Consider the following 13,159-nt stretch of genomic DNA (forward strand, 5'->3'; position numbering starts at 1 on the left):
CAGGTGCAACCCCTCAGATTTTTTCCCACACCTCAAAGCTGAACGCCGGTTTGTCATCCACCGCCGGGTGCGGCTCGTTCGATACCAGCTTCCACTGCGCCTGATCAAACTCGGGAAACCACGCATCGCCTTCCGGGCTCAGCCCCACCCGCGTCAGGTACAAGCGGTCGGCATCTGCCAGCCCCTGGCTGTACAGCTGCGCGCCACCGATCAACATCAGCTCGCCCACGCCCTGCTCTTTGGCCCACTCTTCAGCGCGCTCAACCGCGGCCTCCAGTGATGCAAAAACTTCGGCACCTTCGAGCTGCAGACCGGTCTGACGACTGACCACCAGGTTCAAGCGGCCCGGCAACGGGCGGCCCAGGGAATCCCAGGTCTTGCGCCCCATGATGATCGGCTTGCCCAGGGTGGTGGCCTTGAAATATTTGAAATCCGCCGGCAAATGCCACGGCATGCTGTTGTCGACGCCGATCACGCGGTTTTCACCAAGTGCCGCGATCAGGCTGAGGGGGAGTGATTTTTTCATGGGCGCGAGGATACCAGAGCCGCCCGCGCCAGCAGTACCCGGTCCGACGTAACAGCGGGTATGCTCTTGGCTCACTTGAATGGAATGTCGCGTGACTCAACTTTCCCCCCTGCACCGCCTCTGGCTGACCGAAACCGTGCGCCTGCGCGAAGAACACGCTGGCCCGCTGGATGATCTTGAAGCCAGTCGCCGCGCCCGCACGGGCGGCGGTGATTTATCCACACGCCTGCAAAACCGGGCCCTGTGGCTGGCCGAACGCGATGGTTTACTCAGCGCCATGCAGCATTGGCTGCAAGGTGCCCGGCTGGCGTTACTGGTGCTGGCCGTACTGGCCGTGATCAGTGGCGCCGGGCTGGCCTTTGCCGCCCTGGGCGACGGACAAAACCCGGTCAATGTGTTCTGGGCACTGGGCAGCCTGCTCGGGCTCAATCTGATTCTGCTGCTGAGCTGGGCACTGGGCCTGCTGTTTGCCGGTGAACACGGCGCCAGTCTGGGCCGCCTCTGGTTGTGGCTGAGCGAAAAATTCGCCCGCGACGCCAAGGCCGCGCAACTGGCGCCGGCGTTGCTGCTGTTGCTGCAACGCCACAGGCTCAATCGCTGGGCACTCGGCTCGCTGGTCAATGGCCTGTGGCTGCTGGCAATGCTCAGCGCACTGCTGATGATGCTGTTGCTCATGGCCACCCGCCGGTATGGCTTCATCTGGGAGACCACCATTCTGAGCCCGGATGTGTTTGTGGCGGTGACCCGCAGCCTCGGCGCACTGCCGGGCTGGCTGGGGTTCGGTGTACCGACGGATGAGATGATCCGCGTCAGCACTGACACCCGCTACAACAGCGAATTGCTGCGTCAGGCCTGGGCGGTCTGGCTGGTGGGCATCGTGCTGTTCTACGGGGTAATACCGCGTCTGCTGCTGGCGACGTTCTGCCTGTGGCGCTGGAACCACGGGCGCAACGCCCTGCAACTGGACCTCAACCTGCCGGGTTACAACCAGCTGCGCGAGCGCCTGATGCCCAGCAGCGAACGCCTCGGCGTCAACGATCTGGCCCCCGAACAACTGCACAACGTGCAGGCCGGGCACACCGACTTGCAAACCGATGGCGCGCTGATTGTGGCCATCGAACTGGACGATCAACACCCCTGGCCGCCCAAACTGCCCGCCACGGTCAAGGACGCCGGCATCCTCGACAGCCGCGAATCCCGGCAAAGGCTGCTGGAGCAAATGACCCGCTTCCCGCCGGCCCGCCTGGCCATTGCCTGCGACCCGCGCCGGTCCCCGGATCGCGGCAGCCTGGCGCTGATTGGCGAACTGGCACGCAGTGCCGCCCAGACCCGCATCTGGCTGCTGCAGGCACCGTCAGGCCAGGCGCTGGACGCTGACCGCCTGAGCGACTGGCATAACGCATTGCAACAACTGGAGCTGCCGTTCGCCACCAGCGCCCCCCTGAACTGGCTGGAGACAGGCCATGACTAAGCCACTGACCCTGGCCGTGGTCGGCCATACCAATGTCGGCAAAACCTCGTTGCTGCGCACTCTGACCCGGGATGTCGGCTTTGGCGAGGTCTCCCATCGACCCAGCACCACCCGCCATGTCGAAGGCGCGCGGCTGTCGGTGGACGGCGAACCGCTGCTGGAGCTGTACGACACTCCCGGCCTGGAAGACGCCATTGCCCTGCTCGACTATCTGGAGCGCCTCGACCGTCCCGGCGAACGCCTCGATGGCCCGGCACGGGTGGCACGGTTTCTGGAAGGCAGCGAGGCGCGCCAGCGTTTTGAGCAGGAAGCCAAAGTCCTGCGCCAGCTGCTGGCCTCGGACGCCGGTCTGTATGTGATCGACGCCCGCGAGCCGGTGCTGGCCAAATACCGCGACGAACTCAGTGTGCTGGCCAGTTGCGGCAAGCCGCTGCTGCCGGTGCTGAATTTTGTCAGCAGCCCCCAGCATCGCGAACCCGAATGGCGCGAAGCCCTGGCCCGCCTTGGTCTGCATGCACTGGTGCGGTTTGACAGCGTGGCCCCGCCCGAAGACGGCGAGCGTCGACTGTACGAAAGCCTGGCGCTGCTGCTGGAACATTCACGCGAGGCCTTGCAACGCCTGATTACCGACCAGCAGGCACAGCGCGAGGCACGCAAACACAGCGCCCTGCGCCTGATTGCCGAATTGCTGATCGACTGCGCCGCCTGTCGACGCAGTGTGGTCAGCGAGAAAGCCGCCGAGCAACAGGCCATCAACGAACTGCGCCAGGCAATCCGGCAGCGGGAACAGCGCTGCGTTGAAGCCTTGCTCAAACTCTACGGCTTTCGCGCCAGCGATGCTGCGGCCAGTGATTTGCCGTTGCTGGACGGCCGCTGGGGCGATGACCTGTTCAACCCCGAAACGCTCAAGCAACTGGGGGTTCGCGTGGGCAGCGGGATTGCCGCCGGCGCTGCAGCCGGGGCGGGAGTGGACTTGATGGTCGGCGGCCTGACGCTGGGTGCGGCAGCGCTGGCCGGAGCCATAGCTGGCGGCGCCCTGCAGACCGCGCGCAGCTATGGCAGCCGCTTGCTGGGTAAATTCAAGGGCCAGCGCGAACTGACCGTGGACGACAGCGTGCTGCGGTTGCTGGCTCTGCGCCAGCGCCAACTGCTGCATGCATTGAATGCCCGTGGGCATGCGGCGGTGGACAGCATCAAGGTTGCCACCCCGCAGGACAAGACCTGGCGTGAAGGCAAACTGCCGCAAGAACTGAACAAAGCCCGTGCGCACCCGCAGTGGTCATCGCTCAACCCGCACCCGAAACTGAGCCAGAGCGAGCGCCAGGAGCAGATCGGGCTGCTGGCCCAACAGATCTGAACCCTGCCCTCTGTAGGAGCAGCCGGTCGACGCTCGATTGCTCGCGAGCTCTTCATGACCGCAGATTAAAAGCTCGCGAGGCAAGCTCGCTCCTACAGGTCATGGGCAAAAGGGCAAAAGGTCAGCTGGCCAACAGCCGCACTGCCTTGTCCTTGAGAATTTGCAGGTCGATGACCGGCACCTGCATCTGCTTGGCCTGTTCGTCCCAGACCCGCATCCGCAAGCTGAGCTGGCACAGCGGGTCTTGCTCGAAGGCATCGGCTTCTGACTCGCTCATCACCCCGCCCTGGTAGCCCAGGGTACGAATGCTGGCTTCACTCAACAGCTGGTAATAGCCCGGTTGACGCAGGGTCAGGTAGCGCTTGGCCTGCACGTGGTACTCCACCAGCTTCGCCATCCGCTCGCTGAAGCCTGCGCGGCGCAAGTAATCAGCCCCGACCCGTTCATGACTGACCACCCCATAACCGCCCATGTTCTTCGCATCTTTGCCACACAAGTGCCCGATATCGTGAAAGAACGCAGCAAGCACCACTTCATCGTCACAGCCTTCAGCCAACGCCAGCTGTGCGGCCTGGGACATGTGTTCGATCTGCGACACCGGCTCGCCAATGTAATCATCAGCGCCGTACTGGCGGTACAGGCCAAACACCTCTTCCACCACTTGCTGCGCCTCGCTCATCACACCTCCTCCAGCAGCCGGGCAATATTGCCTTCGGCCATGGCCGGGCCCACGCTCATGCCCACTCCGGTTTGCATCAGGGCGGCATTCAAGCCGGGGGCTACCTCCAGCCAGGTGAACGGTTTGGCCCCCCGGGCACCATAGACCCCCTGCCAGCGTTCAACCACCTGCACTTCACAGCCAAGGGTTTGCTCGCACAGTTGCAGCATCCAGTTGTCCACCTGTTCGCCGTTGAACGGTGATGGATCGCCACCGTAATCGTGGGAATCACCGATGATCAATTCGCCGTAAGGTGTCGGGCTGACCAGCAGATGAATCCCGTGCCGGTCCAGATGCGGGCTGTCGCGCAGAATCTGGGCCTGTACCGCTGCCGCTTCCGGCAAGTCGGCAAAGGCGCCGTAATGCACGCAACTGAGGCCGGTCATCAGCGCATGTTGCAGCTGCAAATCAATTTTTGGTCGTACACGCAGCATTTGCAGTCGGCAGATCTGCGGCTCGAGGCGGGCCAGCGGTTCAGCCAGCAGGGTCAGGTAGTCATGCCCCGAACACACAATCACCTGGGCGCCTTTAAAGCTGCCGGCAGTGGTATGGACCAAGCCTGGTTCGACCTCGCGGACCAGGGTCGAGAAGTGAAACTCGACCCCCAGCTCCCGTTGCAGGTACTGGATCAACGCCGGGATCGCTTCGCGCGAGTACAGCTGCAGGTCATCCAGCCCGTGCAGTGCGGCGCGATGATGGCTGAACTGGCCACCGTAGAGGCGCTGCATATCGGCGCCGCGCAGGAGTTCGGCGCGGTAGCCGAATTCAGGGCCACGGCCCTGGCAGAAGGTGTGCAGAAGATGCTCTTCGGCCTCGGTACGGGCGAACAGGTACGAACCGTTTTGCTTGAGATCAAAGCCCGCATGCTGCGCCCAGCCGGTCCAGATTTCACGGCTGGCGCGGGCCAGATCCAGCATCACGCCCGGCGGCTGGCCCGTCACCAGCGCCATGCCGAAATTGCGCACCGAGGCCCCCAGCGGGGTGCTGGTGCGCTCGAAGACCTGAACCTTGAGCCCGCGCCTGGCCGCCGCATAGGCGTGGGACAGCCCCAGAATACCGGCGCCGACGATAAGGATTGTTTGAGTCATAAGCATGTCCTGATGGAGCGGGCTTCTGTAGGAGCAGCCGGTCGACGCGCGATTGCTCGCGATTTCTTCATGACCGCGATTAAAAGCTCGCGAGGCAAGCTCGCTCCTACGGGTTTTATTTGCTGAGAAATTACTGCGCCACTTTCTCGGACTTGCCGTCATAGCGCTTGCGCCATTCGGCCAGGATGCTGTCACGATTCTGCGAGGCCCAGGCGAAGTCGTTCTTGATCAGGCGCTGTTCGTAGTCCGCTGGCAGTTCGGTCTGCGGCTTGGCGATGCCGGGTTGCGCGAGTACGGCGAAGTTCTCTTTATAAAGCTCCATCGCTGCCGGGCTGGCAGAGAAGTCGGCCAGCTTTTTCGCCGCCTCTTCATGGGGCGTGCCCTTGATCACCGCAGTGGCTTCGATTTCCCAGCCCAGGCCTTCCTTGGGCAACACGATATCCAGCGGAGCACCCTGGCGCTTGAGTTGCACCGCCGGGTATTCGAACGAAATACCGATCGGGAACTCGCCAGAAGCCGCCAGTTTGCATGGCTTGGAGCCGGAGTGAACGTACTGGCCGATGTTCTGGTGCAGGTCATCCATGAACTGCCAGCCCTGTTTCTCGCCGAAGGTTTGCAGCCAGGCACTTACGTCCAGAAAACCCGTGCCCGAGGACGCCGGGTTGGGCATCACGATCTTGCCCTTGTATTCCGGTTTGGTCAGGTCCTGCCAGCTCACCGGTTTGCTCAGACCCTGTTTTTGTGCCTCGATGGTGTTGAAGCAAATGGTCGCGGCCCACACGTCCATCCCCACCCATGCCGGTGGATTGGCTGGATCGCGATAGTTGGCGCCGATCTTGGCCAGGTCTTGGGGTGCATAGCTTTGCAGCATGCCCTGCTGATCAAGTATCGCCAGGCTGGAGGCGGCCAGCCCCCATACCGCATCGGCTTGCGGGCGGGCTTTTTCCGCCAGCAGCTTGGCGGTGATGATGCCGGTGGAGTCGCGCACCCACTTGATCTCAACGTCCGGGTTGGCCTTCTCAAAAGCCTGCTTGTAGGTTTTCAGCTGCTCGGCTTCGAGGGCCGTGTACACGGTCAGCTCGGTTTTGGCAGCAAAGGCGTTGAAGCTAAAAGCAGTGAGGACAGCAGCGGCAAGGGCAAGCGGCTTGAACATGGTGCGGTTCCTTTTGGTTGTAGAGGGCAGGCTTTGATGGGCGCGGATCATTGCGCAGGTACGCCCTGGCGCCAGGCCTGGGAGCGGCGTAACAAGCCGCGTGAAGCCCAGGCCAGCAGCAGGGACACGCCCGCCGAGGTGAACAGAATCAGGGTCGACATGGCCGCCGCGCCGCCAACATTGCCGGCGTCGTCCATGTTCAGCACCGCCACCGCCGCGAGGATGGTGTCGGGGCTGTAGAGAAAGATCGCCGCCGACACCGTGGTCATGGCCGAGACGAACAAGTAGCGCACGATGTCGAGCAACGCGGGCAGACAGATGGGAACGGTGACGCGCCAGTAGTGGCGATACAGCGGCGCCTTCAGTGACAGCGCGGCCGCTTCAAACTCACTGTCCAGTTGCCGCAGCGCGGTGGTCGCGGTCATTTGTGCGGTGGTCAAATAGTGAGCAATGGTGCACACCACCAGCAGCGTCATGGTTCCGTAGAGCACATGCAGCGGGTTGCCCGGCAGGTTGAAAAAGAACACGTAGCCCAGACCCAGGACCAGCCCCGGTACCGCCATGGGTACGAAACTGAGCATGCGCAGCGCCAGGTTCAGGCCTTTCTGGCCTTTGCTCTTTTCCATCAGGTAGGCGCCGGTGAAAATCAGCACGCTACCGATCAGTGCCGCGCATAACGCCATGGTCACGCTGTTGCGGTAGGCCAGCCAGCCCCCGCCTGCCGTATCGTTGAACTGGTAGTGATTGAGCGACAGCGACAGGTTGTACGGCCAGAATTTGACCAGTGACGAGTACACCGCCATGCCGAACACCAGCACCAGGGTGGCGCAAATCAGCAGCACAATGGCCAGGTAGCAGCGGTCGCGGACTTTCGAGGGCAGCGGCTTGAAGACCTGGGCCCGACCGCTCATCGAGTCGCCATGCTGACGGCGTAGCCAGGCATCCACGGCGAAGCTGAACAGCGCGGGCAACAGCAGCACCATGCCGATCAAGGCACCGCGGCCGAATTGTTGCTGTCCGACCACAGCCTTGTAGGCTTCCAGCGCCAGCACCTGGTAATCGCCCCCCACCACCACCGGTACGCCAAAGTCGGTGATGGTCAGGGTGAACACCAGACAAAAGGCGGCGAACACCGCCTGGCGGGTGCCCGGCCAGGTGATGCTGCGAAAGGCTTTGAAGGGCCCCGCCCCCATACTCGCTGCGGCGTCGAACAAACGCGCATCAGCCAGGGACAGCGCAGACAGCAGAATCATCAGGGCGTGGGGGAAGGTGTAAATCGCCTCGCCCAGCACGATGCCCCAGAAGCCATAGATATTGTCCGAGATCAGCCCGCGCAACATGCCCTGATTACCAAACAGGTACACCAGGGCAATGCCCGGCAACATCGACGGCGCCATCAGCGGCAGCAGCGAAAGACCGCGCCAGATGCGCTTGCCGGGGATCATGGTGCGTTGCAGCGCGTAGGCAAAGAGGTAGGCCAGCGGGACGACAATCGCCGCCACACTCAGGGATACCTTGAGGCTATTACCCACCAGCCAGTGAAAATTATCGCTGGTAACCAGCTCCCGCGCTGCCACCCAGCCACCACCCTGGCCATCTTCGGCGCTGAAGCCGCGCCAGAAGATCGCCAGCAATGGCATCAATACCGCCACACCCAGCAGCAGCAAGAGCAGCAGCTTGCCGCCGACCACGAAAATCCTGTCGCCGAGTTCAGCGCTGGAGGTTTTGGCTATCACTTTGCCGGGCACTGGCAGGGCCATTTCAGCGGCCATCTCAGGCAAACACCTGCAAGCTGTTGGGCGGCAGGGCGACAAAGATGTCCGGAGCGCCAAGGCGCGGCAGATCCTGGGTGCCGACTTCGGCAGTGAGTGCATGGCCTGGCAAATGATTGAGCTCAAAGCTCATGCGGCAGCGATTTCCAAGAAAGGTGATCTCGCGCACCCGCGCCGGGAACAGGTTCTCCTGATGCAGCAGCGGGTTCACGCTGATGGTTTCGGGGCGGCAGAACAGGCGGCCCGATGCAGCACGCCCGGCGTCGTCCGCCAGACGCATGTTCATGCCGCCGACCTGGGCGTGGGTGGCGCTGTTGCGCTCAAAGGGCAACCAGTTGCCTTGCCCGACGAACTCGGCCACAAAGGGCGTCGCCGGCCTGTCGTAGATTTCCTGCGGCGTGGCGTATTGCTCGACCTTGCCGTTGTTCATCACGGCAATGCGGTCGGCCATCAACATCGCTTCGTCCTGGTTGTGGGTCACCATCAACGTGGTAATGCCCAGGCTGCGCTGCAGTTGGCGCAGTTCGGTACACAGATGCTCACGCACCCGGGCGTCGAGGGCCGACATCGGCTCGTCGAGCAACAACAGCGAAGGTGATGGCGCCAGGGCTCGGGCCAGGGCTACCCGCTGCTGCTGGCCGCCGGAGAGCTGGCCGGGGAATTTCTTTTCGCTGCCGGTCAGGCCCACCAGCTCGAGCATGGCTGCCACCCGCTTGCGCACCACGTCGCGATTGCTACCGGCCAGGCCGTAGGCGATGTTGGCTTCGACTGTCAGATTGGGGAACAGCGCGTAGGACTGAAACAGAATCCCGTAATCACGAGCTTGAGGTGCGAGGTCAGATACATCGCGATCACCCAGATACAGCACACCGTTGTCCTGGCGTTCGAGCCCGGCGATGCAGCGCAGCAGGGTGGTCTTGCCGCAGCCCGAAGGCCCGAGCAAACACACCAGTTCGCCAGCGGCGACCTCCAGCGACACATCATCCAGCGCATTGAAAGCGCCAAAGCGTTTGCTCACATTGCGCACCTTCATCGGTACGCCCGGTTGGGTAAAAGCGGTTGCGTTCGAGCTGTTCATGGATGCACCTCATCAAGCAGATGGGGGTCATCCTAGAGACGCAATGCGTACAGAATGTGGCAAGAACGCAAAATCAGCCGATAGGGGTATTGGTGGATTTTGGATACAGAGCCCCATAGATTCCCGCAGGAGCGAGCTTGCCTCGCGATACAGGTAACTCGGTTAACCAGTGAAAACGGGGTGATTCGATCGCGAGGCAAGCTCGCTCCTACGGTTTTTTTGTATGGGCTCAGGCCGGGGCCATTTCCTGCGCCAGGCCCAAAAAGGCTGCCGGCAGCCGCGCCGATTTGCGCTCTTTGAGGCAGTACAGGTATTCCGCGATCTGCGGCGCACCTTCGAGGGTCAGCACCCGCAATTGCGGATCGTGGGGCACTTCCTGACGGGCAATGATGCTGATCCCGATGTTGCGCAACACCGCCTCGCGAATCGACTCCCGACTGCCGATTTCCAGCAGCGGACCAAAGCCCACACCAGCGCCGTCCAGCAGCTGCTCCGTGAGTTTGCGGGTGGTCGAACCCTGTTCGCGCATCAGCAGACAATGCCCGGCCAGCGCGCTGAGCGGCACGTGTTCGAACTTGGCCAGCGGGTGATTGCGATGCACCGCCAGCACCAGCGGGTCGGTGCCCAGAGTCCGGCGAATCAGCCGTGGATCCTCCACCAGTTGCGACGAAGCGGCGATATCAACCCGGTACTCGTCCAGGGCTTCGAGCACTTGCTGGGAATTGCCGATGTCCACCGACACGGCAATTTGCGGCAGTCGCTCGCGAAAGTTTTTCACCAGATCGAGGATGTAGTACGGCGCAGTGGCCGCGATGCGCAAGGTGCCAGTGCCCTGACCACTGTTGCGTAGAAAAAACTCGATATCGCCCTCTTGCTGAATCAGCGCCTTGACCATCGGCAGCAAACGCACGCCGTCATCGCTGAGGGTCAGGCGCCGCCCGCCGCGGTAGAACAACTCCACCGCGTACTGGCTTTCAAGCTGGCGAATCTGTGTGGTCACGGTCGGCTGACTGAGCCCGAGCTTTTTCGCTGCCTGAGTAATGCTGCCCAATTGGGCCACCCGGTAAAACGCTTTCAGCTCGGCACTCAGCACTGCGGCCTCTCATGATCTATTTGCGCAACAGGCGCAAACCGTTGAACACCACCAACAGGCTCACGCCCATGTCGGCAAACACGGCCATCCACATGGTGGCCAGACCCAGGAAGGTTACCGCAAGAAAGATCCCTTTGATGACCAGTGCCAGAGCAATGTTTTGCTTGAGGATGCTGGAGGTCTGACGTGACAGACGAATGAATGCCGGTATTTTGCGTAGATCGTCGTCCATCAGGGCGACATCGGCGGTTTCTATCGCGGTATCGGTGCCTGCAGCCGCCATGGCAAAACCAATTTCGGCACGGGCCAGTGCCGGGGCGTCGTTAATCCCGTCGCCGACCATGCCCACGTGATGCCCCTGGGCGTACAGCGCCTCAATCGCCTTGAGCTTGTCGTCGGGCAACAAGTTGCCCCGGGCCTGATCGATACCCACCTGGGCCGCAATGGCACTGGCGGTATGCGGGTTGTCGCCGGTCAGCATCAGGGTTTTGATCCCCAGTTCATGCAACTCGCGGATCGCTTCGCGGCTGGATTCCTTGACCGTATCGGCCACGGCGAACAACGCCAGCGGACCTGAACTGTCGCAAAGCAAAATCACGGTTTTACCCTGCTCTTCCAGGGCAAAGAGTTTTTCTTCCAGGGCCGGGGAGCACAGGTTCAACTCTTCAACCAGACGATGGTTGCCCAGGTGGTAGAGCTTGCCGTCGATTTCACCGCGTACGCCGCGTCCGGCCAGGGCAGTGAAGTTATCCACAGGCCGTAGCGCCAGGTTTTTATCCACCGCGGCGTTGGCCACCGCCAGAGACACCGGGTGATCGGAGCGGCTGGCCAGACTCGCTGCCAGCAACACGGCGCTCTCGGTCATCAGCGGGTCGAGTGGCAGGTAATCGGTTTGCACCGGCTTGCCGTGGGTGATGGTGCCGGTTTTATCCAGTGCCAGGAAATCCAGCTTGTGACCGCTTTCGAGGTACACCCCGCCCTTGACCAGAATACCTTTGCGCGCCGCTGCCGCCAGACCGCTGACGATGGTCACGGGAGTCGAGATCACCAGTGCACAAGGGCACGCCACCACCAGCAACACCAGGGCGCGATAGATCCAGTCAAACCATACGCCCCCCATAAACAGGGGGGGAATCACGGCCACCGCCAACGCGAAGATGAACACCACCGGGGTGTAGATTTTCGCGAAGCTGTCGACAAAGCGCTGAGTCGGAGCCCGGGCACCTTGGGCTTGCTCCACGGCGTGAATGATTCGCGCCAGGGTCGAATTGCTGGCCGCAGCAGTAACCCGGTATTCCAGCGAGCCGGCCTGGTTGATGGTGCCGGCAAAAATTTTATCGCCGACAGTCTTCTCGATCGGCAGGCTTTCACCGGTGATCGGCGCCTGATCTATGGTCGAACTGCCCGAAACCACTTCACCGTCCAGACCGATGCGCTCGCCGGGGCGAACCCGCACGATAGCGCCCAGTTCGACGTCTTTTACCTCAAGTTCCCGCCACGATCCATCAGGCTGTTGCACGGTGGCCTTGTCCGGCGCCATTTGCATCAGGCCGCCGATGGCGTTGCGCGCCCGGTCCAGGGATTTGGCTTCGATCAGTTCGGCCACGGTAAACAGGAACATCACCATGGCCGCTTCTGGCCATTGGCCGATCAGCACCGCGCCGGTCACGGCAATGCTCATCAGCGCGTTGATGTTCAGGTTGAGGTTCTTCAGGGCGATCCAGCCCTTCTTGTAGGTGGTCAGGCCGCCGCTGAGGATCGACACCAACGCCACCAGGGCAATCACCCAGGCAGGAGCGGCATCGGTAAAGTGCAGCACTTCGGCCGCCAGTGCGCCAACACCGGCCACAGCCAGCGGCCACCAGTGTTTCTTGGCCGGCGGGGTGACGGGGCCGGCATCCGTATCCGATTCCAGCGGGTCGGCCTGCATGCCCAGGGACTTGATGGCCGCAATGATCGGCTCGGTGGACGGCAGGTCATGGGTCACACCCAGCACCCGATTGATCAGGTTGAATTCCAGTTGCTGCACACCCGCCAGCTTGCCCAGTTTGTTCTGGATCAGGGTTTGCTCTGTGGGGCAGTCCATGGCTTCGATACGGAAGCTGCTCAAGCGGGCGCCCGCCGTAGGGGCAGCGCTGAGCTTGATCACGCTCGGAGCTTCGGCCGCAGTGCAGCAGCCGTGCCCATGGCCGGCATGTTGATCTTTCTTGCCGTGATCGTGATCGTGATCGTGATCGTGATCGTGATCGTGATCGTGATCGTGATCGTGATCGTGATCGTGATCAGCATGGGGCTTGTGGTGGGTGTGAATGGAATCGCTCATCAGGTTGCGTCCGAAAAGGTGCCTGTTGCCAAGTAAAGACCCTGTAGCCACTATAGGGTCAAGCACCCTTTCGGAGATAACCTGATGAAAATTGGTGAACTGGCGAAATTGACCGACTGTCAGGTCGAAACCATCCGTTATTACGAGCGCGAAGGGCTGCTGCCGGAGCCGGCACGCAGTGAGGGCAACTACCGCCTGTATACCCAGGCCCATGTAGAGCGACTGACGTTTATTCGTAATTGCCGCAGCCTGGACATGACCCTGGAGGAGATTCGCAGCCTGCTGAACCTGCGGGACAGTCCGCAGGATCAGTGTGAAAGCGTGAATGCGCTGATCGACGAGCACATCCACCACGTCAAGGCCCGGATCGACAGCTTGCTGGCCTTGCAGACACAGCTTTTTGACCTGCGCCAACGCTGTGGTGAAGGGCCGAACGGCGAACATTGCGGGATTTTGCAGCAGCTGGAAGTCAGCGGCTCAGTCAGCGCCCCGGAAGGCGAGCCGAGTCATGTGGGCAGAAGCCACGGGCATTGATAACAGCAATAACAGCAATAACAGCAAAACCTGTAGGAGCGAGCTT

At 62.0% G+C, this 13,159-nt stretch carries 11 protein-coding genes; 3 read left to right on the top strand and 8 right to left on the bottom strand.

The features are described from left to right. Nucleotides 1-13: 13 nt before the first annotated feature. Nucleotides 14-526, bottom strand: a complete 513-nt coding sequence (locus JQ845_RS19245; protein WP_003444527.1) for a dihydrofolate reductase — start codon at nt 524-526, stop codon at nt 14-16. A 91-nt stretch (nt 527-617) separates the two neighbouring features. Here JQ845_RS19245 and JQ845_RS19250 point away from each other — a divergent pair, with 91 nt between their 5' ends. After that, entirely contained in the window at nt 618-1,997 is a 1,380-nt protein-coding gene (locus JQ845_RS19250; RefSeq protein WP_003444528.1) for a DUF2868 domain-containing protein, read from the top strand. Beyond that, complete coding sequence (locus JQ845_RS19255; RefSeq protein WP_003444529.1) at nt 1,990-3,354, top strand: GTPase/DUF3482 domain-containing protein; 1,365 nt, start codon at nt 1,990-1,992, stop codon at nt 3,352-3,354. Before JQ845_RS19250 ends, JQ845_RS19255 begins: the two co-directional genes overlap by 8 nt. 121 nt (nt 3,355-3,475) lie before the next feature. On the opposite strand, the gene JQ845_RS19260 is transcribed toward JQ845_RS19255, so the two are convergent. The 7 genes from JQ845_RS19260 to JQ845_RS19290 form a co-directional block, all read right to left on the bottom strand. Next, the gene (locus JQ845_RS19260) at nt 3,476-4,033 is read right to left on the bottom strand and encodes a phosphonate degradation HD-domain oxygenase (RefSeq protein ID WP_003444530.1); all 558 of its coding nucleotides are present in this window, start codon (nt 4,031-4,033) and stop codon (nt 3,476-3,478) included. After that, complete coding sequence (locus JQ845_RS19265) at nt 4,033-5,160, bottom strand: TIGR03364 family FAD-dependent oxidoreductase (RefSeq protein WP_203009360.1); 1,128 nt, start codon at nt 5,158-5,160, stop codon at nt 4,033-4,035. The genes JQ845_RS19260 and JQ845_RS19265 overlap by 1 nt, the downstream gene beginning before the upstream one ends. A gap of 130 nt (nt 5,161-5,290) precedes the next feature. Then, entirely contained in the window at nt 5,291-6,313 is a 1,023-nt protein-coding gene (locus JQ845_RS19270; RefSeq protein ID WP_003444532.1) for a putative 2-aminoethylphosphonate ABC transporter substrate-binding protein, read from the bottom strand. Between the two features lie 47 nt (nt 6,314-6,360). Next, complete coding sequence (locus tag JQ845_RS19275; protein WP_060781710.1) at nt 6,361-8,085, bottom strand: putative 2-aminoethylphosphonate ABC transporter permease subunit; 1,725 nt, start codon at nt 8,083-8,085, stop codon at nt 6,361-6,363. Between the two features lies 1 nt (nt 8,086). After that, on the bottom strand, nt 8,087-9,163 hold the full coding sequence (locus JQ845_RS19280) for a putative 2-aminoethylphosphonate ABC transporter ATP-binding protein (RefSeq protein ID WP_003444536.1): 1,077 nt from the start codon (nt 9,161-9,163) through the stop codon (nt 8,087-8,089). 229 nt (nt 9,164-9,392) lie between these two features. Continuing rightward, the gene (locus tag JQ845_RS19285; RefSeq protein ID WP_003444538.1) at nt 9,393-10,256 is read right to left on the bottom strand and encodes a LysR family transcriptional regulator; all 864 of its coding nucleotides are present in this window, start codon (nt 10,254-10,256) and stop codon (nt 9,393-9,395) included. A 16-nt stretch (nt 10,257-10,272) separates the two neighbouring features. Continuing rightward, nucleotides 10,273-12,579, bottom strand: coding sequence for a heavy metal translocating P-type ATPase (locus JQ845_RS19290; protein WP_203009361.1), 2,307 nt, complete (start codon nt 12,577-12,579; stop codon nt 10,273-10,275). A gap of 84 nt (nt 12,580-12,663) precedes the next feature. Between JQ845_RS19290 and cadR the strand changes: the two genes are divergently transcribed. Then, complete coding sequence (gene cadR, locus JQ845_RS19295; RefSeq protein WP_003444544.1) at nt 12,664-13,113, top strand: Cd(II)/Pb(II)-responsive transcriptional regulator; 450 nt, start codon at nt 12,664-12,666, stop codon at nt 13,111-13,113. Nucleotides 13,114-13,159: the final 46 nt, after the last annotated feature.

It is taken from the genome of Pseudomonas paraversuta, from assembly GCF_904063065.1.
GTDB classification, from domain to species: domain Bacteria; phylum Pseudomonadota; class Gammaproteobacteria; order Pseudomonadales; family Pseudomonadaceae; genus Aquipseudomonas; species Aquipseudomonas paraversuta.